General features: G+C 38.9%; 18 protein-coding genes. All 18 read left to right on the top strand.

Annotation, left to right across the window (positions count from 1 at the left end):
- The first annotated feature begins 152 nt into the window (after positions 1–152).
- Positions 153–5096: a SpaA isopeptide-forming pilin-related protein gene (locus tag IGI82_RS18060; RefSeq protein ID WP_438842630.1), complete on the top strand. Its 4944-nt coding sequence runs from the start codon at positions 153–155 to the stop codon at positions 5094–5096.
- Between the two features lie 104 nt (positions 5097–5200).
- Positions 5201–5860: a class A sortase gene (locus IGI82_RS18055; protein WP_438842629.1), complete on the top strand. Its 660-nt coding sequence runs from the start codon at positions 5201–5203 to the stop codon at positions 5858–5860.
- 19 nt (positions 5861–5879) lie between these two features.
- Positions 5880–6152, top strand: coding sequence for a hypothetical protein (locus IGI82_RS18050; RefSeq protein WP_438842628.1), 273 nt, complete (start codon positions 5880–5882; stop codon positions 6150–6152).
- Positions 6153–6941, top strand: a complete 789-nt coding sequence (locus IGI82_RS18045) for a hypothetical protein (protein WP_438842627.1) — start codon at positions 6153–6155, stop codon at positions 6939–6941.
- Positions 6931–7257, top strand: a complete 327-nt coding sequence (locus IGI82_RS18040) for a PC4/YdbC family ssDNA-binding protein (protein WP_438842626.1) — start codon at positions 6931–6933, stop codon at positions 7255–7257. Before IGI82_RS18045 ends, IGI82_RS18040 begins: the two co-directional genes overlap by 11 nt.
- Before the next feature lie 16 nt (positions 7258–7273).
- Entirely contained in the window at positions 7274–8008 is a 735-nt protein-coding gene (locus tag IGI82_RS18035; RefSeq protein ID WP_438842625.1) for a DUF3801 domain-containing protein, read from the top strand.
- Positions 8005–9777, top strand: a complete 1773-nt coding sequence (locus IGI82_RS18030) for a VirD4-like conjugal transfer protein, CD1115 family (RefSeq protein WP_438842624.1) — start codon at positions 8005–8007, stop codon at positions 9775–9777. Before IGI82_RS18035 ends, IGI82_RS18030 begins: the two co-directional genes overlap by 4 nt.
- Before the next feature lie 32 nt (positions 9778–9809).
- Positions 9810–10094 (top strand): hypothetical protein, encoded by a 285-nt coding sequence (locus IGI82_RS18025; protein WP_101699665.1) that lies wholly within the window; start codon positions 9810–9812, stop codon positions 10092–10094.
- Between the two features lie 24 nt (positions 10095–10118).
- The gene (locus IGI82_RS18020) at positions 10119–10946 is read left to right on the top strand and encodes a type IV secretion system protein (RefSeq protein ID WP_153884127.1); all 828 of its coding nucleotides are present in this window, start codon (positions 10119–10121) and stop codon (positions 10944–10946) included.
- A gap of 3 nt (positions 10947–10949) precedes the next feature.
- Entirely contained in the window at positions 10950–11321 is a 372-nt protein-coding gene (locus IGI82_RS18015) for a PrgI family mobile element protein (protein WP_101699667.1), read from the top strand.
- Positions 11260–13620, top strand: a complete 2361-nt coding sequence (locus IGI82_RS18010) for a VirB4-like conjugal transfer ATPase, CD1110 family (protein ID WP_438842623.1) — start codon at positions 11260–11262, stop codon at positions 13618–13620. Before IGI82_RS18015 ends, IGI82_RS18010 begins: the two co-directional genes overlap by 62 nt.
- Positions 13598–15628 carry a CHAP domain-containing protein gene (locus tag IGI82_RS18005; protein ID WP_438842622.1) on the top strand — a complete coding sequence of 677 codons (2031 nt, stop codon included), beginning with the start codon at positions 13598–13600 and terminating at the stop codon, positions 15626–15628. Before IGI82_RS18010 ends, IGI82_RS18005 begins: the two co-directional genes overlap by 23 nt.
- 15 nt (positions 15629–15643) lie before the next feature.
- On the top strand, positions 15644–16330 hold the full coding sequence (locus IGI82_RS18000; protein ID WP_438842621.1) for a hypothetical protein: 687 nt from the start codon (positions 15644–15646) through the stop codon (positions 16328–16330).
- 52 nt (positions 16331–16382) lie between these two features.
- Complete coding sequence (locus tag IGI82_RS17995; RefSeq protein ID WP_438842620.1) at positions 16383–16595, top strand: hypothetical protein; 213 nt, start codon at positions 16383–16385, stop codon at positions 16593–16595.
- A complete protein-coding gene (locus IGI82_RS17990; protein WP_438842619.1) occupies positions 16582–17889 on the top strand; it encodes a hypothetical protein in 1308 nt (435 codons plus the stop codon). The genes IGI82_RS17995 and IGI82_RS17990 overlap by 14 nt, the downstream gene beginning before the upstream one ends.
- A 52-nt stretch (positions 17890–17941) precedes the next feature.
- Positions 17942–19147, top strand: a complete 1206-nt coding sequence (locus IGI82_RS17985; RefSeq protein ID WP_438842618.1) for a hypothetical protein — start codon at positions 17942–17944, stop codon at positions 19145–19147.
- 9 nt (positions 19148–19156) lie between these two features.
- Positions 19157–19345 (top strand): hypothetical protein, encoded by a 189-nt coding sequence (locus IGI82_RS17980; RefSeq protein ID WP_438842617.1) that lies wholly within the window; start codon positions 19157–19159, stop codon positions 19343–19345.
- A 17-nt stretch (positions 19346–19362) separates the two neighbouring features.
- Complete coding sequence (locus tag IGI82_RS17975; protein WP_438842616.1) at positions 19363–24576, top strand: LPD1 domain-containing protein; 5214 nt, start codon at positions 19363–19365, stop codon at positions 24574–24576.
- The last annotated feature ends 98 nt before the right edge of the window (positions 24577–24674 follow it).

The following is a 24674-nucleotide window of genomic DNA, read 5'->3' as shown; positions in this document are numbered from 1 at the left end:
GAATATTGAAAAAGAGGAAAGCATGAAAATGCTCTCCTCTTTTTTGTTTTTGAGGTGAGATATGGATAGAAAATGTCGTAGTCCTTCTTTTAAACAAGCCAATCAATGCACCATGGTTATCCATTGGTCTTTTAATCAAGAGGAGGATTTTTATGAGATTTAAAAAGCTACGGAAGATTATGAGCATTCTAATGCTCTCACTTGTAATTACTACAAGTCTTCCGCTCGAGTCATTTGCGATTACTCTTGCAAATGGAATCGAAAGTACAGTAGAAAATGAAAGTGAAGAAACTGATCAAAATAAACAGGCGGATGGATCGTCTGAAAATGAAGGGGTCAGCGAGGCTGATAATAAAGATTTTATTGGTCCAATACAAACTGGAGAAAGCCAAAATGCAAACGATGGACCGACCGTTGAAACACGGGAAGTACCTGAAGAATTAAAACAATTCTTTATCGGTGAAGAAGATCTTCATGCTATGTCTTCTTATTTTGAACAACAAGAATTGGCAGATCAATCAGACGAGTGGCAGCAACTAAAAAAAGAAAGCATGTTAAGAAGCACCACGTATCGTTTAAGCGAGAATGGACGAACGAATGCAAATGTGGCCCGTTATACGCCGTCTGGTCTGCATTACACGCATGATATTATTATTCGCTGGCAAATCGATGGCGAAGATGTATTTTGTATCCAAGAAGGTGTATTTACTGAAGCGGGTATTCAGTATACGCAAAAGTTGGATCTGTCTTCGGTTCTTACAGCTGAAAGAGCTGCTAGATTGAGTTTGATCGGATATTTTGGTTATTACCAATCACCTACGATGCAAAATTACGCACTAACACAGATGATGGTTTGGGCGGAAATGGGCGGAAGTTTTATTAACTATGGTGTGTTTGGTAAATCAACTTATGATGATTTTGTATCAAAAGTTAATGCAAGTATTGCTGATCACCGTTTAACGCCTTCATGGCATAATACAACCGTCACTGTTAAAGTTGGCGAAGAAGTTCGAGTGAGAGATACACACAATCGTTTTGCTTCTTGGAATGGCTCTGTTATCGCCAATACAGCTGGTGTTAACGTTCGGAAAGACGGTAACGACTTGGTGATTACTGCAACTGCGGCTTCCAATGATTCCGGAAGAATCACATTGGCGAAACTTAATCCTAATGGAGCCGGTATTGGTACCACTTATGCATATACTAACGGAATTTCTCAAGATCTATCAAGAATGCATTTACCCGATCCTGGACAAGGATTTTTAAATGTCAATGTATTGAAACAAGGTCATGCACGCGTCCGGAAAGTTGATGAAACAACGGGAGAACCTCTAGCCGGTGCTGTATTCCGTTTTACAACTGATGATGGGGAAAAGAAAGAGATCACTACAAACGCTGAGGGAATAGCAGAATGGCGCGATCTGATTCATGATACTAAGGTAACGATCGAAGAGATCACAGCACCAAACGGATATGTCATTAATCGCACACCGCAAACAATTACTATTCGTGCAAATGAAACCACTACGGCAACCTTTGATAACCGTGTACAACTAGGGACGATCACGATCGATAAGCTAGGGGAAATGTACGGCAAAGATATGCCTAATGATCATTACACGCTAGAGGGAAATATCTTTGAAGTCTTTGAAGGTTCAGATACCAATGGAGATTTGGTTGATACCATTACAACCAACGCTTCAGGAACCGCCAAAACAAGAAGTCTCCCTTTAGGAATCTATACGATTCGAGAAAGACAAGCGTCAAGAGGTTATGTATTAAATACAAATACTTGGACGATTGAAATAAAATATGCTGGCCAAAACGTTGAAATCACAAACGTTAGCCAAGAAATAAAAAATAAAGAGCAGCTAGGTACGATTACGATCGATAAATCTGCTGTAGAATTTGGTAAAGATATGCCAAATGCTAACTATACTTTGGAAGGAAACATTTTTGAAGTATACGAGGGATCAGATACTTCTGGTAAGCTAGTAGACACGATTACAACCAATGCTTCAGGTATTGCTAAATCGAAAAGTTTACCTTTGGGTACCTATACGTTAAAAGAAATCCAAGCTTCTGAAGGATTCTTACTGAACACGAATACGTGGACCGTAATTATCAAATATGCAGGTCAAAATATTGATGTTACTAATATCATGCAAGAAGTGGAAAATCAGGAACAACGAGGCAATGTGGTTCTTAAAAAGCGTGACATTGAGACAGACGGTGTTCCACAAGGTGAAGCAACTTTTGAAGGAGCCAAGTTTGATTTATATAGAGCTTCTAACAAAGAAAAACTAGGAACCTACACAACAGATTCTAAAGGTGAACTAACTGTTCGAAACCTTTTGCTTGATGATTATTATTTTGTAGAGGTAGAAGCGCCGAAAGGTTACGTCCTTGATGATACGCCGGTACCATTTACGATTGCCTATGCTGGCCAAACAGCTGCGGTAGGAGTACAAGCAAATGTGACCAAACAAAACCAGGTAATTACAGGTGGTTTTGATTTGATTAAGATCGGTAACTACAGCTGGTGGAACAACGCTTGGCATTGGATCACTGGTCAAGATCAATCAAATGAAGTAACTGTATTAGAAGGTGTTGAGTTTACCGTATACCGAGATCACGGCAATCGCGAGGAAGTCGCTAGAAAGACTACAGATGCTTCTGGCCATGTAAGTTTTTCCGGACTTCAGTATGGAACCTACCGTGTGTCGGAAACGAAAGTTCCTACAGGTTATGATGGTAGCGAAGACTTCTATGTAACGATTAGTGAACATGGACAAACGTTCCATTATGTCATTGAAAACAAGGTGAAAGAAGCAAAGGTTCGCTTTGTAAAAGTTGACGAAGAAACTGGCAAAGAGATTGTCAGATCTAAAGCAGGTTTCGAAATTTATTCAGAAACGACTGGCGAACAACTGAAAATGAAAGACTTAGACGGTGTAGAGCATTCCGTTTTCTACACGAATGAAGAAGGTATTCTTCAACTGCCAACACAATTTGCGTTTGGAGAATATAAAGCAGTTGAAGTAGAAGCGCCCGAGGGATATGTCCTAGCTGACGAGCCAGCATACTTTGAAGTCAGTGGTGAAGAAGAAGACGGGATCGTCTTAGTTGTGATCACCAACAAGAACCAAATGGGGCAATTAGAAGTCAACAAAACGGTTGAAACGAATGTTTCTGTTGCGAATCATGAATCTGAATATGGTGAGTACAGTGAACTAGAATTCGAACAGCATGCAGGTGCAGGTTTTGAGTTTAAAATTCGTCCAACTGAAGATATTGTGACTGGTGATAACACTGTTCGCTTCCCAGCTGGAGAATTTTTACAGCAAGATGGGGAAGATCTTGTTTGGACAACGGATGAAGAGGGCCGCTTCCTAACTGATCCAATTCTCTATATCGGAAAATATGAGTTAATTGAAGTGGGTGCGCCAAAAGGGGTCGTCTTATTGGAAGATCCAATTCCTTTTGAAATCGAATATGCCGGACAAGCACTAGAAATCACTTCTAGTACCCTAGATGTAGAAAACTTTTTACAAGAGATCAATATCTATGGGCAAAAAGAGCAGGAAGTAGTTATTGGTTGGGAAGATGATCAAGCTGTAATTGATTTGGAAGCCGCAAACAACGGACAAGTTTTTGCTTTACGTTTAGCCGAAGAATTGACGATTGGGGAGTCAGTTCTTGAAGCAGATACAACATTGCGCTACACAACGGTAGAAGATGGAATCATTGCTTTTGAAGGACTGAAGTTACCGAATCAGACGATTCGTATGTACTTGCAAGAAGTAGATGCTGGTACAGATCATGTCTTGAATGAAGCGAAATACTTCTTCACCTACGAACCAGAAACAAATGATCAAAAACACGATATTCATGTTTCAGCAAAACAAACTGAAAACGAGCCAGAAACCGATGAAGAAGCTCCAATCGAAGAAGGCGAAAACGAAGACGAAATAAATGACTTAGGGACTGAAGGGGAAGCAGAGAAACAGGAAACTCCCGAAACAGAAGAAAATGAAGCAGACGCTGGTGCTTCTGAAGAGTCAGAGGAACAAGAAGAAGATTCAGTGGTAACGGAAGAAGATCCTGAAGAAGGATCCGATGCTATTTTGAATCGTCTTGCACGTGCAAACGTAAAAGTAATCAAAACAGATGGAATGGATCAAAAGGCGTTACCTGGTGTCGAATTTGATTTGATTCGAATTGGGGAGTTCAAACAAACCGAACCAGAAACGGATAATGATACCACAGATAGTGAAAATCCGTCTGATTCTGACGAGAAGGAAACGGAAGAATCCACTCCTGAAGACGAAGCAGAAACAACGCCAGAAACTCGTTCAGAGTCTGCTGAGGCAGAAGAGGAGCTTCCTGAAGATAATGCCGTTGAAGAAGACAACGGAAGCTCAGAAAGCGACTCACGCACTGTTATCGGTACCTATGTAACAGATGAGAATGGAGAGATTCTAGTTGAAGATCTACCAACCGGTCAATATGTGTTTGTTGAAACGAAACCACTTGATTGGTATCACGAAAATAACGGAGAATATCCGTTTGAGGTCTCAGCTGAGAATCATGAAGAAACGATCGTAATCGAGGTTGAAAACGATCGATTGGATCTTGAGGTTGAGACTGTGTTTGCAGAAACTGAAACGGGTGCAAAAATAGTAGATCCAACAGTTGATAACAAGTTGACTGATTTTGCATGGGTACGCGGTGGAAAAGAAGGACACGAGTATTTTGTCGTTACGAAATATATTAATGTGGCTACTCAAGAGGTTGTCGATATCGAAATTTCTTCCTTCGTTTCAAAAGGAGAAGAAGAACAGGAACTTCTCTTTGATTTGTTATTGCCTGCAAATACTATGCAAGACGGAGACGAATTAGTCGCAACTCATATGGTTTATAGTGATGAGGATCTAACAGACCTTGTTAGTGATCACTTTGATCTAGATAACAAAGAACAAACTGTTGGATTTGCGGTTAATAAAACACCAGAAATTCCTCAAGCAGGAAGCTACAGTACTTGGGATAATTGGAAACTCAAAGTAACAAGCTTTTTTGCAAATTTATTTGAATAGCAGCAAAAGAAGAGACGAAGTGAAGTTCACTTTGTCTCTTTTGTATTTGTGGAAGGAGAAATAGCGTGAGAGGACTATTAATCAAAACCAGGAGATTGAAGCTTTTGTTTAGGCAGACGTCCAAACGGAAAAAAATTGCTGTTTATACAACTACAGTGATTTTGATTTTCGGTTTGGTAGTACTTGGCGTATTTATCAAGCATTTCCAGTTTTCTAAACAAGTGAATGCATTGCAACAAGAAGCATTGGTGGAAATGCAACAAAAATCACCTGATCAAAGAGTGATAGGAAATTACAGTGGGGAAGATATAGAACCGTTACGATCGTCACATTTGCCTGTGGATCCGGTTGAACTGATCGATCAGTATGGCGTTGGATTTATACGTATTCCAGCTGTAGGAATGGATCTGCCTATCTTAGAAGGGATCACGCAAGCCAATATCAGCATTGGAGCTGGAACAGTTAAGGCAAATCAGCAAATCGGTAAAGGAAATTTTGCTCTGTTAGGCCATTACATGACTTCACAAGGGCTGTTGTTCGGTTCTCTACAGTATGTATCAGTCGGAGACGAGGTAGAAATTACCTTTTACGGGGAAGAAGCTACCTATGTCGTACAAGAGACAAGAGTTATTCACCAAAGTGAAGGGCAATATATGTTGGATGATCCAGACGATAGTCATTGGTTGACTTTATTAACTTGTAATAGTGATCGAGTTGGCTCAGATTATCGAATTATGGTTAGAGCAACAATGAAAGAAGAGTAAAGAAAGGAGTGGTCAATACATGCACATATCCGGACAAGAGAATATAAACAAGGATGGTTGTAGTTATCGAATCTCCATTGCGCAATCAGTAATCGAAGTTTCTTTACGTTGGGAAGATGGCTTTTATTCTTACAATGAGGAAGAAGTGATCCAAACGATCAATGACGACAATCGGATCACTGATCAACTTAAATTATCTATTTATCAGTGCATAGATCATATGAATCAATTGTTTTACTTTTCTCACGCAATACTCAGTGAGGGGTTGACTAGTGAGACTGGAGGAAGATAGTTGATGAGAGCTGCGCTTGGTGAAAATAAATCAGAATACACAGTGCTTATTGGGCAAAGTGGATGTGGGAAAACAAACTTGATCAGGAATATGATTTCTCATGCATTAAATACATTTAAAAACGATAAGATCATTCTTGTTTCTCAGGAAAATGAATATGAGAGTTTTTTAAAGCACATGGATAGTAGTAATAGTCGTTTTACTTTTGTAGATTTTGATAAAAACATTGGAGTTGGGGTGACAGCTTATCCTGGTATGCCAATCGATAAGCAAAATATAGATTCATTATTTCGCTCGATATGCCAAATGATCAAACAAAATACGAAAGATGGGAGAAAAACGTGGGTTTACTTTGATGATCTTGAATATTTCATTCCCAATATAGATGAGGATACTCAGGTTATCGATTTATTGGAAGAAACTAACGGCCTGAATGCAGCATATTTGTTTACTGCCCATCGTGTTAACGATCTTAATTGGAGACAGCTGTATTTGTTAAAGCATGCAAGTTTTGTATTAGCTATGCAAATGCCGACTACGTCTGCAGAAATTTTAGCGAATGAAAATGTGATACCGAAAAGCTATATCAAGCCTATTACTAAACTGAAAATAGGGGAAGGTTATCTCTTTTCTGAGGATGAACAAATATTCAAGTTAGCAAACAAGAAATATGATTGTTCAATCCGTTCTGAAGTTACATTAACTCCCTCGAAACAGTTTATACATGCTGAGCAACAGTTGAACAGACTTTTAGGAATTTCATTTGGAGGTGGTATCAATGGTTTTTGATTTAACAAAGAACCAATCGAAAGAAGAAAACAAGGAAATTTCTTTTGAAAAAACAGAAGAAATCGGCATCATTGCAAGAAATAAGTGGGGAACTACTGAGCTTAATAAGGTTTCTTATAATGGGCGAGATCCAGTGTATGATCTTCGAAACTGGTCGCCTGAAGGAAAGATGAAAAAAGGAATTACGCTTACTGATCAGACGTTGGAAAATCTTTTAATTGTATTAAAAGCACACTTAGAAGGAGTTATTCCGACCGAAGAAAAGGAAGACACTGAAGAATCAGATATTTCAGCACATCTTCCTGAAGACTTTTGAACTAGGAGGCTAGATTATGAGTCAATCGCAACAAGAGGCTTATCAAGTTATTTGTAAAGGAACACCTCAAAAGCTCTATCAATTGTTTCGCCTCTTTTCGATGCTGAAACAGGCCGCAAAGTCTAAGGAAATGAAACAACAGGCAGAACAACTTGCAACGGATAATTGGGAAAAGTTTAAAAAACTCAGAGAACAACTTGGACTCCCAGATAGACCCGAATTAGAATTCAAGTTTAAACAATTGCCCAGAGAGAAACAAATGGAGTTAATCCGCGATTGTGAGAAAAAGCTTCTCATTAAGGCCGGTGAAAAAGACTACGAGTTTCTATTGGCCAGTAATAAAATGCTGGCTGAACCACAGCTGTTAAATAAAGAAGTGAATTTAGATCAGCTGAAGACAATGTTGACGGAGTATGGTCTTCAATTCCATGTCAAGGAACTTCCTGATCAAACAATGGAGCTACACTTTTACGCAAAAGATGCGAACGTTGCTACACGAGCACTTCAACGGACGATCGATGAAATCGTCAAGGATCCGGATTGTGTCACGAAGCCCACATTTGAAGCGTTGATCAAACAGGCCAAAGAACAATCAACAGAAAAAGCAAAATCGGTAGAGAAAGAAAAAGAAGCCAGCGTTCAAGTTGGATCAGAAGGAACCAAATTAGTTGGAGATAGTGCGAAAGAGGCAAAAGAAACCTTGGACGCACTATCTCTTTTTGAAAACGCTGGTGGGGGAATTGAGCTATGACAGAAAAGCAATCATTTCTTCCGTATGCTTTTTTTGGTGGAGCCGGTGCTTTTGTAGCGAATCGAGCTGCAGAACTAGCCATGCATGCACCAGAAGGTGAGAAGCTGGCTGCAGCCGTGCAAGTAAGTAAGGAGATTTTCTATAATCCGCTTCATTTTTCTACAGAAAGAACGTCGCTCCTTGTATGTGGTGCCGCATTGACCGTCGCTTCTTTGGCCTACCTTGTAAGAGATACTAGGGAATATGATCCAGGAAAGGAATACGGTAGCGGCCGGTGGGGAACCAAAAAGGAAATGAAGCAGTTTAGGAACAAGAAGAGCTTTTCAGACAATCTTATTTTTGGCCAAGGCTGCTACAAAAACTTGTACGAGGGAAAAAATCCGAGGTTGAACAGAAATAACAATGTAATGGTTATTGGAGGATCAGGATCTTGGAAGACCACCTCGTACATTATGAGTAATATTGCTCAAATGAACTCAAGTTTTGTTGTAACTGATCCGAAAGGAAAAACCGTGAACCGTGTCGGAAAAATGCTAGAAAGAAATGGCTACAAAATCAAAGTGGTTGATTTTGATACGCTGAAAAATACCGATCACTTCAATCCATTTGCTTATGTCAAGGATGAGGTAACGTTGAAAAAAGTGATAAACGCTTTGATAGATTCTACAAATGCCGACCATGAGAAAAAAGGTGAGCCGTTTTGGGATAAAGCTGAGGAACTGCTTATTACAGCTCTGTTTGCTTATCTTTATTATCGTTATCGCGGTACAGAAAAAATCAAAGGTGACGGTATTATGCCTAGTCTGGATCAAATAGGTACCTTAGTTCGATTACTGAAGCGTGAGAATAAGGATGTCGAAAGTCCTCTAGAATTCATGTTCAAGAATTTTGCGGAAGAGTTTGGTGAAGACAACTATGCCTATCTTCAATGGCAAAACTTTATTCGGAATTTTGAAGGTAAAACAAAAGACAGTGTACTCGCAATTACAATCACTCGTTTTTCACTATTTGATCTCGAACAGGTCAAAGAATTCATTAAAGATGACAACTTGGAAATTGAGAAATGGGTTGAGGAAAAAACTGCGGTTTTCTTGAAGATTCCAGATATGGACGACACATTCAATTTCCTTCCTCTTCTTATTTTCTTACTGTCATTTAGAACACTGGAACACATAATTGACAATGAAATGGGCGGAGAAGCTAATGTTCCAATCCAATTTTTAATGGATGAGTTTGCCAATTTAGGTAAGGTACCTAATATCAAACAAGCTTTGTCTGTATTCAGAAGCCGTTTGATGAGTATCACGATTTTACTACAGAGTGTCAATCAAATCGTAGCCATGTACAAGGACGATTGGAAGTCATTTTTTGGTAATTGTGACGCGTGGATCTATCTTTCAGGATCTACCGAACCAGATACTCAGAAATTCTTCTCTGAGACTGCTGGGAAGAAGACAATTTACATTAAAAAACGCGATAGAGGATCCGTTCGTAGTGAACCAGTTGGAAAAGAAGTTATTTCTCAAAGTGAAGTTGGGGAGCTGGACAGGTTGAATGCACTGGTAAAAATTGCTTCAGTACCAATGTTCAAGGTTCCTAAGTTTAATTATAAGAAACACCCGAATGCTAAGGAGTTCGGCCATAAGGAAGGCGATCCGAATTGGTATGAGGTGAAACGATATAGAAATAGCCTAGAAAAATTTGAAGTAAACGTATCAAAGGAAGCAAGTACTGAACCGTTGGTTTTGGATATTGATTGGGCAGCATAAAAAATTATAAAAGTGAATGGAGACAGAAAATAATGAATAGAATTTTATCAAATGTAGCTACAGGATTGAATCAATTAGTAGTAGGGAATGCTAGCAGCACTGGTGCAACAATCGCTGAAGGGATTATGTGGATGATTGGTGGGGGCGGTGTTCTTTTAGCCGTGTGGGGTGTTGTTCAAATCACCCAAGCAGGTCGACAAGGGGATTCTCAAGGGAAAATGGAAGGGTCTTGGTTAGTTATCGGTGGAATGCTTTTGATCGCTATCGGCGGAGGATCGTTAATTAGTGGAATTTTCTCGAACCCTCCAGGCATGTAACAAACACTTCAGAGGAGGATTCGTATGGATTTAGTTGAAACGCTCACTCAGAATATGGGGGATTTCTCTCCGGAAACATTGAGTTGGATCAATAATATTATTGCCAATTCAACACGTGCTGTTGGTGCGTATCTAGTAGGAATACTCATAGTTTTAGAAATCGCGAAAATGTTTGAAAAAGCAAATTCGTCAAATGCCGGTATTGTGACCTTGAAAATGTTTCAAGGTCTCTCTTTTCGTCTTGCTCTTGGTGGAATGGCCGTTGCTTTTTCAAGTATGACGTTAAATTTTATTTTGGATATTGGGATTGGACTTGGGAATTTAATTTCAAGACATGCAGGAAATGCTTTTGATGTTTTTCTCCTACCAAGTGTAGAGGTTCCGACAGATACCTTATCAATAATTGGTGAATTAATTGGTGCGCTATTGAATCCTACTGAAGCACTACGAAGAGGAATAATGGTGCTTTTATTGGTGATTATTGGTGCTCTTGTAACATTGGCTGCCTACGTCATGGTATGGGTAATCGTTTTGCTACGGTTCTTCCAGTTATATGTCATGCTGGCACTCATGCCTATTCCGATGTCTTCCTTTGCGTCTGAAGAACATGATCATATTGGGAAAAACTATATTAAAAGAATTTTAGCTTATGCTTTTCAACCAGCAGTAATAATGGTCGTTTTTGGTGTGTACCATTTCTTATCTAGTATCACACTGGATCTAACGGGGTTAGGTAATCCATTGAACATTGATATGGAAGTTCAGTTCTTCCAAAATCTAATACTGGCGGTTGTTTTCATTATCGTTCTGTGGCAAACACACAAAAAATCTTCAGAAATGTTTGGGGTGTAAACAGTGGAAATCAAAGTTTTTAGAGATGTTTCAAAAAGGGATAAAACAATGGCCGGATTGACGGGATCTCAATGGCTTTTGATCTTAGGCCTTTTACTTACGTTCGGATTGGATGTCGTCAATGCCATCTATGGATTTATTCCAGTAGGCTTGCTTAGAGGATTGTGCTTTCCCTTATTAGGTTTAATTGCTTTTAACGCAATGTTCAGACCACATGGTTATAAGTTTTCTACTTGGGTAAAGCTAAATTTGAAGTATCAAACAACGGTTCAAATCAGAACATATCAAACCAAAGAAGGGATTGAAAAATATAGTGCGAAAGACTTCCAAAAAAACAAAAAAATTAAAGAAACAACAAAAAATAAAAGCTGCTAGTACGCAAAACTCTTTGTATTATACAGCCTTGTTTGAAGACGGGCTGATGCATGTCGTCGAGGATATCTTTTCTATGACTTATACGTTAGGAGCAATCAACTACACAACTGCACACGTTGAGAAACAAAAACAAGTACTCTCTCAATACAACAAAGCAATCAATCAATTGTCTGAAAAAGAACATTTTCAACTATCGTTATTAGTTACCAAAAATCCAAAAGGAAAGTACATGCAAGAAACTGCGTATCCTTTACAAAATGACGCAGGTGACGAACTTAGAAATGAATTGAACCAAATCATTGAGACGAGCTACGATGCTGGACGGAATAACTGGAAAGTAGAACGTTTTATTACGCTGTCTACTCATGCAGAAAACATTAGAAATGCACAAAAACGATTGCTAAATATTAGTGATGCATTTGCAGATGAATTGATGGCTGTCAAAGCCCCTATGGAGGCACAGGATGGCATGCAAAGGTTAAAGACGATGAACAAGATCTTGCGTCCTGGCAAGCCGCTGTATGGCGACTATCAAGACATTGAGAGAAGCAAACGAACAACGAAGGACTTAATTGCACCAAATTATCTCGACTTTAAAAAAGTCGGAAAAATCGACTTTCAAATGGATGATCATTTTGGTCAAGTATTATATTTGCGCGATTTTCCACGTAACTTATCTGACAACATGTGCAAAGAGCTGACAGAAGCGGAAGCAGAAATGGTGATCACAATTCATGCAACCCCTTATTCGATCGCAAAAACAGCGAAAAAGCTTAGAGAAGAAGCGACAAATCTTGAGTCTGATGTAATCAAGCGAGAAATGAAAGCTAGTGAGCGCGGATATTCGACTAGGCACATAGCACGAACGATCCGAGAACACCAGGAAGATTTGAATGAACAAATTGAGTTTGTAGAAGAAACAGGGGATAAGCAGCAAGCTTCTACATTCCTCATTTACGTTTGGGACGAGTCAAAAGAAGCCTTGTATCACCAGATAGACAAAGTGAAGGCTGTTGGTGAAAAGTTTGGGGCTGTATTTGAACCATTGTATCTGACACAAGAAGAAGCGCTGAACTCTAGTCTACCGATCGGCAAAAACTATTTAGACTATGAACGAACGTTTATGCGCGATTTGATCACACCGAATATTTCGATTAATTCTCCATTTACCAGCCAAGATGTTCAACATAAGGGCGGAACCTATTACGGGACAAATCAATTATCAAAAAATAATATTTTGATTAATCGAATGGGTAGTGAAATGAAGAACGCAAATGGCGGAATCATGGCTGTATCCGGTGGTGGGAAATCTTTTGCGGCCAAGAATGAAATAATTGCTACACGTCTTAGAAACCCTGAAGCTGAAATCATTATTTTGGATATGGAGAGAGAATATATTCCTCTTGCTGATGCTTTAGATGGTGAGGTTGTCACTGTTGCCCCAGGAAGTGATACGTCGATAAATATTTTGGAGTTAGCTGATGCCAAATATATGTCGGCAGGAGACAGTCCGGTCGCTATCAAATCGAACTTTTTGATTAGTCTGATCTCTAACTTGGTTGGACATATTACTGCTGGTCAACGAACAAAAATTGATTCGGTTACACAAAAAACTTTTAAGGAATATGATAGGCCTACCTTGCAAGAGTGGTATAAAGTCTTGAAAGAAGACACCTCTGAAGATGCAAAAGAATTGATTGATGCTTTGGGACTATATATCACTGGATCTTTAAATATGTTTGCAAAAGAAACCAATGTGAATGTGGCAAAGAATTTAACTATCTATGATATGTATTTGCTAAAAAATGAAATGACCACGTTTGGCTATTTGTCGATCTTGGATCGAATTTGGAACAAAGTAGTAGAAAATCGTGCAAGGGGAATTGAGACACGGGTTTATATTGATGAATTTCAAGTCATGATTAATCCTTCACAACCCGAAATCTTGCGTGTACAAGCTTCGGAGATCTATTCTCGTATCCGGAAATATTATGGATGTCCAACGTTCATGACCCAATCGGCAGAAACCATGTTATCGACCATGGAAGGTCGATCGATTCTCTTCAATTCAGATTTTCTAATTCTCTTAGAACAAAAGGGAGAGGTATTGGATGCCTTAGTAGATCGCTTCAAACTGACGGAAAAAGAAGCTATGTACCTTCAGAACAATAGAGTCGGAACTGGATTGATTATTGCAGGTGGTCAAATTATTCCCTTCTCTAATTTGATTCCGAAAGAAACGAAACTATTCGAATTAATGAATACGAGCAGAAAAAATGAAAATCAACTCACGGCCTAAAGACAAATTTAAGCTACCAAAAGAGGCTCGCTTTAAGGGAGAGCAGCGCTCTTTGAAAATTCGTTCCGGTACGATCGCTAAATTTAATCAAAGAGCGGTCTATGGCTATACAAGCAGTAAGAAGCAAATTGATGCTACAAAGCAACATACGAAACAAAAGAATGAGCTGAATGCGGGGATATCTTCAGGAACAAGCCACTCAGAAAATACAGGATCTACAGTTGGCACTCAACAGTTCAAAGAAGATAGTTCAACATTTATTACTCAATCTGATAAGAAGAAAGCTAACTCCCTTACAAAACATGTTAAGGGAGAGGCTTCTTCGTTTGATCAAGGACCGGATAGAGAATCAGCTTTCTCTCATAAATCAAAAAAAGAAACCATTTCAAGCAAAAATAAAAAACAAGCCAAAGAAGCTGCTAAAAAATCTGAAAATCTAAACGAAGACAAGATAGTTAACAAGTCAAAGAAAACAAAAGAAACAAAGTCGAAACCAAGAATCGGTAATGAGCAAGCTGCACCTTCTGAATCAATCTTTTCGGCTTCAGCGAAAAAAATAGGAGCAACACAACTTCTTGATCAAAGTTTCAGCATACTTGATCAAGAAGAAGATACAGAAGGTTTGCAAGAATTCAAAACAAATGCGAAAAATACCGATCACCTTTTCAAGGGAGCAAAAAAAGTAGATCGATTTTTAACCAAAAACCAAAAGTTCTCCCAATCTGTAACTACTGGAAAACTTGAATCTTTGCGTTTCGCTTCAGACAAGCAGGCAAGCAAAGTGGCGAGTGTGGCCATGAAATCTGTAAAGAGCAAGTCAACACAGCAAGTCACCACTTCTCAAGTTGCTATTAAGATTCAACAAGCAGTTGCACATGCAACGAGTAAAGTAGTCAGCAGTTTCACGGCCAGTAATCCGATCGGATGGATTGTGGCCGGTATAGCCTTTGTGTTATTGATCTTTTTTGGCTTGTTGTTCATGTTCAATAGTCAAAGCAACGCTTCTTCTAATGACGGCGTTTTTTATGTCAAACATTGGGACGGAGACAATGCATACAATTCTTCACTACTAGCCCAACGATACGGGATTACAGCTGAGCAAATAGATACGTTCATTGCAAACGAGGGATATACAGTAGACTCTCGTGCCACAGGGGAAGAGTTTTTGCGGCTTCAAGCCATTTCAGGGATAGATGTCCGAATGCTTGTAGCTTTCGCTCAATGGGAAAGCTCGTATGGTACAGCTGGAGTAGCCCTCCAATTCCCTAAAGCGAATATCTTTGGATATGGTGCATTTGATAATGATCCTAACCAAGGTGCTTCTTGGGACAATACAAGAGCTGTACAAGACTTCAGAAGTACACAAATAGATTCTTACGGGAATCGAACATTGGCGATTATGGACGCACGTGCTAGGGCTTATCATAACAATACATTGCAACCAGGCGAGTTTGTTTATTGGACCAAGTTGGACGCGGGGAAGTCGAGAGCTGAAACAGCTGAAAAATTAGATCGATGGATCGATGCGAATGGCGGTACTCCGGATCCGCCTGGAGGCTATGGACCTGTTGGCGGCGGCGGTGCTGGATTAGCAGTATTGGATCAACGCTTAGGTACAGTTATTAGTGGAGAATTCGGTGGTCTAACTGGCGAATGTTATGCGGTGTCTGCATTTTACGCTAATTCGATCAATCCATCAATCATTTTGAGAGGTGGAGTCAAGGCTAGTGACATTGGAACAGACTATCCGTGGGCCAGCTGGGGCTGGTCAGTCATTCGAAATCCTAGCTATCAAGAAATCCGTGCCGGTGACATTATTAATTACGCTACAGGCGGCAATATGGGATCTTGGTACGCCCATTCTTTATATGGACATACTGGTGTTGTAGGTCAGGTCTTAGGAAACAATCAATACGTATTATATGACCAGAACCCTGGGCCTTTGAAAACATGGACAGTCACATTTTATCCTGGCAGCGTGTCTTCTGTTGTTCGGCCGCCAAACTAATAAGGAGAGGAACCAATGCAAGATAAAAGAAAAATCAAAATCATTATGGGTGCGAGTATATTTTTATTAGTTGCGATCGTTGTAGGGCTTGTGTATATGACAATAGCTTTCATGAATACAGACAGTAAGTCTGTGCAGCCGCCAACGCAAACCCAAGAAACTAGCGATCGGCAAGGTACTTCAGGAACTACTGAAGGCATGTTGACGGAAGAAACAGCTTCTAGTGAAATGCTTCAGACACAAGAGTCTACCGAGTCTAGTATTGAAAAAAACGAGTCCGTTGACTTGTTGCGAAACTTCTTTAGTGTTTATTTCACGTGGGATCTTGATGAAAAATCAGTATCAGATCGCGCGGATTTGCTAAAAGATCTTATGAGTGAGGAGTTATACGAGCAAAAACGTATCGAGGCTGATAGTGAAATAATCAAGGAGTTGATCAATACCTATCAAGAAACAAAAGAAATCAATACGTCAAATTCAACGCAACTGGTGTCAAGTCGATACCTATCCTCTCAAATTTACCAGGATACAGCTGATAATAATTTGTACAAAGTAACTGTAAGAATAGAACAAAAGGTGCCTTACCAAGACTCGCCTTTCATGACAGAAGAGTCTTTTCTGGTTCGTTATTTAGGTGACAAAATTACAGAAATGTATGAAGTAAACGATCAAGCAAGGAGTGATTCAAGTGAGTCAGAGTAAGTTAGAGAAGCTTCGATCTAAAATGGAAGACTCAATCAAAAAGAGGGACCAGTTGGATAAAAGTATAAAGAAACTACAAACTCAAATTGCTGAAGAGGAAAGCAAAGGGTTTCGGTCAGTAATCGAGGAAGTAGGGATCTCTTATGAGGAAGCGATTAAATTATTGAAAGACCGATCAATTTCGACTCCTTTCGTTGGTCATGAAGTTGTTCAACAAGAGGAATCAGATCTTTCCATGAAGGAGAATAGCTATGAAACTATTTAAGAGAAAGCCTAAATTTATCTATGAAATATCCGAGAGTGAAAATTTGCCGGATTCACAACTATATGATGCTTATGATCTTGTGGAATACATTACCGATCAAGACTTTCGTTTCAAAAGAGACTATTTGAAGGGTTCTGTGCTTATTACGAAAGTAAGAAACAATATTCACGGCACTGTCTATTTTGCAAAACGCATTTACTTACCCCAAGAAGAGGGCTTCGAATGGCTAGAGGAGTTATCGGATTTCTTTACGAAAAAACCAATTGATTATTCTGTGGACGATACTGAAGAAATTAAAGCTGAAGATACAACTGAACACAAGGAAACACCTAATGGAAACGATGGATTTACCTTAGAGGATTTTGAGTTAGAATTACATCAGGATACAACTCCAGTGCAAGCAGAGCAAACTTCAAGCACAGACGAGTTAAGTATGAACGAATCGGCTGTGGAGGAAAGGAAATCCGCCGATGAAGCTCCGAACGAACCAGAACTTGTCCAAGTTTCTAAAAAAGAATTTCTATCGCTAAAACAAGCGATAGAAGCGCAAAAAATGGAGATCGATCAACTCAGAGAAGAACGAGAACATTCTGCTTCAGCTAATCCGGAAGCCTACGTGTCGGATTCTAAGCTGAATCCTATCATTCCTGATGAAGTTTCTGATCTATTGGATAAAGAACTTGAGATTGACGTGAGTCAGTTAGAAATTCAATCTAGTTCAGATGAAATCGTTCAAAGTGTACTTCAATCAACAAAAGCTGAGATTGATAATGCTTTGGCAGCCTTTGTCGAAACTGAAACCAAGAAGATAAAAGAAGAAATCAAACAGTTAGACAAACGCGACTTGATTGAAGAACTAGTCACTAAGCGGTTAACAGCTGAAGAACAGGATCGACTAAGCAACTTAAATCAACAGCTTTCTCTTGAAAAAGAGCAGAAAACTCAGGAAGAAATATTACGTCACCAGCAAGCGTTACGAGAAATTGAACAGGCCTTTGTTTCTCAGTTGCAAGAAGAAACCAATGTACTGAGAGAAGCTTACAAAAACAAGATCGATCAGACGATTAAAGCCGAATATGAAAAACAAACAGATCAACTCTCTCGAATCTTACAAGGGAAAATGGACGAGTTAAAAATGCGGCAACGTACTATGAATGCAGGTCTGGAAGCCAATTTCAAAGAAGCACTGGCTAATTTTAATCGAGAACATACGCAAGTTATTCAGGTTGTGGAACAAAAAAAGCACTTTTCCCCGATTGACCTTGGGGAAAGGCGGAAATTGAAACAAGCATAAGCTAAAAAAGACACGTTTGTTCGTGTCTTTTTTGTTTTGGAGGTGAATGTATATGAACAAATACAACCCCAATCGATTGAAAGAACTGGCTAAACAAAAAAATATCCTGGATGTTGCAAGTTCTTTAGGTTTGGAGTTGAAGAAAGTCGGAAGGACGTATGCATGGATCGAACACCCTAGTTTTAAAATAGATCCGGATAAAAATACCTTTTCCTGGTACTCAAAAGGGAATGAACTTCGTCACCAAGACGTAATCAAAATGGTTGAAGTGATCAACAACGTGTCATTCAAAGAAGCCCTTCAGTATCTTATCGGTACTGAAGCCGGAATATTTGATGGTTCCAAAGTACCTAAGAAAGAACCTTTTGTCTATCGAGTAAAGGAAGTTAAGACGTTTGACTATGCTAGAAAATATTTGAAAGAAGAACGCGGGGTATCTGACGAAACAATCGATTTTTTTTTAAGTAAAGGTATTATGGTCCAAGCTGTCCATAGAGATTATGAGACGGGAAAAACTGAACCAATTATCGTTTTCAAGCACCATAATTTGGAAGGGAAAATTGTCGGAGGTGCTAGGCAAGGGATCTGGTATAACAAACAACTCTATCCTGAGAAGGGCCGGTTAAAAAAGACGTTATATCGAAGTGAAGGATCAAGTGGAGTTATTGTCGATATCGGTGATAAGTCACAGTTTAGCAAAGCTACGCCAGAAAACCCTTTCTCGGTCTATGCTTTTGAAGCCCCTATTGACATGATGAGCTATTACGAACTGCATAGGGACAAACTTTCCAATTGCCGTTTGGTTGCAATGAATGGACTGAATAAGGCGATTATTTCCCGTGCGATCGTTGAAGCACTTTGTTCGGATGTAACGAACCTGAAAAAGATTGAAGAAAAAGTAAGCGTGGAACGGTGGCTGCAAAAGATAGATGATCTAGCTGGAGAATCAGGAACCAAAATTGAGAAATTGAAGATCGTTTTGGCCTTGGATAATGATGCGCCACAGTTTAATCCGCAATTAGCACGTGTGGAGGTACCAGCGAAAGATTTTTATCATTCTTTTGGGATCAACAACATTGATGTGATTCCCCATTTTCCAAAATGCCATGAAGGCATGACGAAAAACGATTGGAACGACGAGTTGAAGTATCAAAAAGGCTTGCTGAAGGAAGCAGAAGACCCTTTTTCACTACAGCACTTGATCAACAATATCCAGAAAGATGTAGTGACGAAAGAGTCGGAATCAATGCAACTATAGGAGGACATTATGGAAGAAAACACATTCAATGAAACACAGTTCAATAACTATATTCTTCGGTTGATCAAGGATTATCAAGAAGGTGAAATGACTGACTATAAAAGAGGAGCAGTTTCAGCCCTGTTACAAATTTCTGATCAGTTCCAAAGAATGACAGTAGAAAAGGGTTCTGCTGACAAACCAATGAACAGAGACTAGGAAAGGGGATTTCTTTAATGGAAAATCAATTAACTTCGTTGCTTAAAAAGAAGTATGGGACCACTACTTCGTCTCCAGTGGTATTCACAGACAAAGATACCTTGTATACGGCCTTTCGAAAGTTAGCTGATAATATTTATAAGAATGGCTCTTGGACACAAGAAGACGAAATTAGGGCAGTAGACACATTTATCCGAAATCGATATGGATATCCAGTGGGAACGGAAGAGGCTTTAGTTTTAGACTGGAATGGGCAACCTTGGTCAGCTGAAGTTAAGATCAGGCCGGTTGAGGAAGTTGAAAGTATCATGCTTAGAAGTAAGGCCGAGGGGCAATCAGTATACTCGGCTATAGCTACAAGGAAAGAGATCAATGGATCTGAAGAACGTGTCAAAACTATCAATGTGCTTTTAGATCCAAAGAATAAAAATGGTACAAAGCACGGTGAATTTTATTATTTTACGCCTAGTAGCTCTAAGGATCCTGATTACTACGCTCTAGGGAATATGAATCGGGCGATTGGCTACGATAAATTACAGCGAGATATCTTAAAAGAATTTGATGATTCTGCCCAGGAGTGGAAGTTTGCAAGAAGGGATTTAGAACGATTACTGGAGCAACTGTCAATTGCAAGTTATACCGGAAAAAAGAATGCTCATTTATTTCAAAAAAATTCTCACGGGGAATTGACGGATGCTTTCTTGGCCACACTACCTAGAGATGAAGGAGAGAAGTACCTTGGCAATCCGTCACAAATGAAAGAATTGCTAGATAGTAATGAGGTACAAGGAGAAGAACGGCAATGGTTGGAGGAGCAACTTGCTGCTAATTGGGGAGATCTACCAGATGATCCCGAAAATCCAGTCAAAGTAAACTTAGACAAGTCACCGTATCTTCTTAAAGAGGGGTATCGAACTACCTATCTTTATCTAAAAACGATCCAGAATGCTCGGAAACAAAACCAGGTAATTGATTTTGTAGAAGGATATATTCAAAACACCTACGATATTTTCCTTCAACGAGAGTACGAAAAAGATATTGATAAGCAAACTAGGGCTTCTGCTTGGCAAACAAAAAAGAATATCAACAAGGATACTCGCGAAATAATGGAAACAACAACCCTAAATCAATATTTCCAATTCGTTGAAATAGATAATGATGTGGATCTAGCGTTGTTTTCACGGTTTGAGGAAGAAATGGAATGGATACACGACATTCTCCCAAAAACTGGTGAAAAACTTCCTGAGCTGCGTTTGAGGAAGCTCGGGAACCATAAAGCCCTCGGTTTGTTCGTACCTACCAAAAATACGATCGCAATCGATTTTAGAGATACTGACGATGAAATTGGTGGTGTGGGTATTCAATCATTTGTTCATGAGTACGGCCACGCATTAGATTACGGTATAGATAACGGTCGCTTATTGAGTATGAGAGACGATTTCAAGCCAATCGTTGCAAGGTATAGAGCAAACCTTTCATTAAACGGAAAAGGCAGCTACGTGGCTGAAAAGGCAGAATATTATACAGCTCCTACAGAAGTATTCGCAAGAGCGTTTGAATTATATGTTAGCGAAACTGGCCTGAGTAGTATTTTCCTTAAATCGAAAGAGACCTATTCAACAAGCATTGAGTACGCCTTATTTGACCAGAAGATGCGTGAAAAAATTACAACCTTTTTTGACAGTGTCTTTCCGGATTTAAAAACTGCAGTTTTAGAATCAAGCAAAGAACAAAGTGATCTTGATCAAGAAACGGTACAAGAACGTGTCGATAAAGAAGTAGAGTCTATTAAATCGATGAAATTTTTTCATGAGAACAATGAACTGACTGTTGGAGAAGCCCTGGAAAGTTGCGAGCTTTCTTTAGTAGGAAAAGCTACTGCTATTCAAATGCAAGAAGAGACAATTGAGTTATATACGAATGCTATTCCTCAAACAGATACGATGGAACAAATCACAGAGATTCATAAGAATACCTTAGATGTTATGAAGGAACTACCTGAAGGAACACTTTTCTTGTTTGATGGATCGGAACTTGCTGACTATTCACTGGATCATGACGAAATGTTGTCAATGATTGGTGAAAGGGAAGTATTCCATGGTGTTTATGGAAATTCGTTGACCGAAATGCTGTTTCCTTCTGCTTTAATGAGTGAGCAGTCACAATCAAAAATTGACGTAAAACAAATTGGTGATGAAAGATCTGTTTCAGCAGCCGAAGAACAATTAAGAAAGTGGCTATCTCTGCCCGAAGAAGCGCAAAATGAGATCTTGATCATTACTTTCCGTAATCCCGTGAATGCAAAACTGGCATTGATGAAGTACGGTTTAGAAGATGTAGATAGTATCTTCAGCAGCTTAAATAATCCGCTTGGAGTCGAGTGGGAACACCGTTATAAAAATCTGACTGAAGATATTCAAGCATTCGATGACAACAGACGTGAATGGTTGAATGTCTACGGTGAAGAAAGAGCCATGTATATTCCGGAAACTCTTTGGCCAATCGCCGAAAAATTGGGAATGATGGAAAACTACCCTAAACTTCCTGATAAAGCAGAAAATTCACTCTCTATTACCAATAAAGCTGAAGCGACTGATTTAAATCTTACGTCAACTAATCGTACTGAAGCAGCAACTTCTGAAGAGGATCTTGAGGATAATAGTCGTTTAGGGCAAGCAAGAAGGAAGCTTTTACGTTTGAGAAATGAGTATAACGAAAAGTTTGATCAACTATTCGCGCACCAGGAACTAACAAACGGACAGCCGATGAATGATAAGAGAAACGGCCAATCTTGGTTTAATCGAAGAGATCAGATTGAAAATAGTATCAGGAATCTGTCAGATCAAATAAAACAACAAGAGGATCGTGTCGCTAAGTTAGAGGAGCAAAAAGAAAATAAAGAAATGGGCTTAAACAAACAAGGCGGTCTTATTATGAGTGTTGAAAATATTCCACGTATACAAGAAGAAATCGAAAAATCAAAGGCCGGCGAGTCCAGGTTTTCAAAAGATACTATCCGAAAATACACAAAACAATTAGAAGAGTTGATCAAAAATAATGATCAATCCGACAAAGCACACAAAAATATTAGCAAACATTCTCAAGCGCTCATTGACAGTAAGGCGATTACACAATGGACTAAGAATCCAATGATCTACTTTATTAAAGGCCTAAATAAGGTAGCCTTAGAGCTTCAAGAAGACGGTGATTTTATTCCTTCCGAAAAATACAGCGCTAAGACGACTAAAGACCAAGAGGTAATAGAAACCTTGTTAAAGAGCAAATCACGTGAAGAATTCCAGATTATGAAAGTACCTATAGTCTATAGTAATCCATTTTATGAATTAGATAAGTTTAATCAAGAGATAGTAGCGGTCAATCGTTTTTGGACCGAGGTTCTTGATAAAAGAATTCCATTTGAGATTTATAGCAAGAGCTTAAACGCAGATAGAAGTGAGAAGACTTCATTGGCTCTAGTTTTCTCTTACAGCTCAAACAATCGAGAAGACTTTCAGTTGACTGAGTTTGATCAAGAAGGTCAGGCGTTTACTCATGACGTAATAACTCAGGAGCAGCTAGAGGAAGTATTTGAAGGAGACTCGAGCAATTTGCTTCGATTGTTCCCGTATAGTAACGATGTGGCCGACTATACTGTTAAATTCATTGAAGATGAAAAAACAATCAGTATGTCCGAAAATGAGACGCACAAAGGAAAAGAAGGGGTAGAGTTTTCCATAAATGAAGGAGGAGATCATGTGCTGAAATTACATGAAATAGAAGAAATAAAAAATTTGAAATATATTGAAATTGGTAACCAGATTGAAGTATTGAAACAAGAAAGTATGGATCATAGGGACAAGCAACAATGGGATAAAGTGGCCGAAATCGATTGGGCTTTGCGTAAACTTAATTTACAAGTTGAAGTATTAGACGAGAATAGCGTGGAGCCAATTCTAAAAGAAGTTGCTGAATTTGAGATTGATATTGCAGGATTAGAAAGCATTGAAGTCGCCAACGATAATCCAGAACAATCAACCGCAATTAAAGACAGAATAATCCGATCAAAGGAGAAAATACAAGAGCTTGTAGGAATTCAAGAAAGCTACTCTAAATTTTACAAGGAGAAAATAGGAATAGAAATTGGGAATACTTCGAATGCTTTCAAAACTCAATTAGAATCAGCATTAATTCAAATAGAGAATAATCAAGTGAATGAGTCGGCGGTTTCATTGAGTGAATCTGGTCAGAGTAGGAAAGTAGTTGAGGAAGATAATCCAATGCTAAATGATATGCCTAGAAATGATGCCTTTATCCAGGATATCAATGTTGCTTTTAATGAAACGAAGCAAGATGTAGATGATTTTATGAAACAGATGATTCATCAAGGTGTACAACATGTGAATAAAGCTGAGTTGGAAACTATTTTGGAAAACCATTTAAAGCAAGTTGAATTAGTAATTAGAAACTCAATTAGTGCAGTAGATTCAATGATGAATCCAACCGAAAACCAGATCCAATCAGAAACGAAAAAGGTGAAAAGAAGTATTGGATCTATTCTGGGAGATTTAAAGAAGAATATAAAACAATATTTCGCTACGAAAAAGGAAAATACAGTTAGTAGGTTAAAAAGTACAAAGGAGGACGTTCGACTTGGATTCAAGAATTCGTTTAATCGAAAAATCCTAGCAATCAACGGTCTCTTGAGGCAGTTATCTAACAAAATTGAACAGAAATTTGTTATAGAAGAAAAACAAATTCCTTCAAATCAAGTTGAAATATCAAATGATCCGGATAAATCTTCTCAACAACCTAGTCCAAAAGATTTATCTGTTCAACAAGTTGAAACTAAAACACCAGGTAATACTGTGAATGAGAATATTCAAGAAAGCACGGAAAAGCCAGCAGAGGTTGTTGCTCCTTCTGCCGAAAAGAGTCAATCAAGTTTGACGGAAACCCTAGAAGGTAAAGATCAGTCGGAAAATGAAATTAAGGATGAATCGGTTGAAGTAAGTCCAGCTGAAAAAGAAATGAACAACATAGAGCTGCAACAAATGAAACGAATTGAAGAGTTAAGCGATAAATTAGGAATGAAGGCAAATGAAAAAGAGAAAACGTCGATCAAAGAATTATCTCAAGCTCAAAAAGCAGAATTGATCCGATCTATGGAAGCTGTAGTCGAAGAAAAGAGCAAATCGGTTTCTACAGAAGAGGCTGAACTTGAAGTGGGATAAAAGGGGGGTAAGAAAATGCCAACGTTATTTCCTGAAGACTATGAAAAAGGCAGCTTGACTAAAAAGAAGAAATTGGCTAGAGACTTAAAACTAAAAAA

The organism is Enterococcus sp. AZ067, assembly GCF_051715005.1.
Classification (GTDB): Bacteria; Bacillota; Bacilli; order Lactobacillales; family Enterococcaceae; genus Enterococcus_D; species Enterococcus_D casseliflavus.
The sequence above is the reverse complement of the archived record's forward strand: the minus strand, read 5'-3'. Positions and strand labels throughout refer to the sequence as shown.

Coding starts and splice junctions, on each gene's coding strand:
- IGI82_RS18060 (WP_438842630.1), top strand. CDS start 153: ATGAGATTTAAAAAGCTACGGAAGATTATGAGCATTCTAATGCTCTCA.
- IGI82_RS18050 (WP_438842628.1), top strand. CDS start 5,880: ATGCACATATCCGGACAAGAGAATATAAACAAGGATGGTTGTAGTTAT.
- IGI82_RS18040 (WP_438842626.1), top strand. CDS start 6,931: ATGGTTTTTGATTTAACAAAGAACCAATCGAAAGAAGAAAACAAGGAA.
- IGI82_RS18035 (WP_438842625.1), top strand. CDS start 7,274: ATGAGTCAATCGCAACAAGAGGCTTATCAAGTTATTTGTAAAGGAACA.
- IGI82_RS18030 (WP_438842624.1), top strand. CDS start 8,005: ATGACAGAAAAGCAATCATTTCTTCCGTATGCTTTTTTTGGTGGAGCC.
- IGI82_RS18025 (WP_101699665.1), top strand. CDS start 9,810: ATGAATAGAATTTTATCAAATGTAGCTACAGGATTGAATCAATTAGTA.
- IGI82_RS18020 (WP_153884127.1), top strand. CDS start 10,119: ATGGATTTAGTTGAAACGCTCACTCAGAATATGGGGGATTTCTCTCCG.
- IGI82_RS18005 (WP_438842622.1), top strand. CDS start 13,598: ATGAAAATCAACTCACGGCCTAAAGACAAATTTAAGCTACCAAAAGAG.
- IGI82_RS18000 (WP_438842621.1), top strand. CDS start 15,644: ATGCAAGATAAAAGAAAAATCAAAATCATTATGGGTGCGAGTATATTT.
- IGI82_RS17990 (WP_438842619.1), top strand. CDS start 16,582: ATGAAACTATTTAAGAGAAAGCCTAAATTTATCTATGAAATATCCGAG.
- IGI82_RS17985 (WP_438842618.1), top strand. CDS start 17,942: ATGAACAAATACAACCCCAATCGATTGAAAGAACTGGCTAAACAAAAA.
- IGI82_RS17980 (WP_438842617.1), top strand. CDS start 19,157: ATGGAAGAAAACACATTCAATGAAACACAGTTCAATAACTATATTCTT.
- IGI82_RS17975 (WP_438842616.1), top strand. CDS start 19,363: ATGGAAAATCAATTAACTTCGTTGCTTAAAAAGAAGTATGGGACCACT.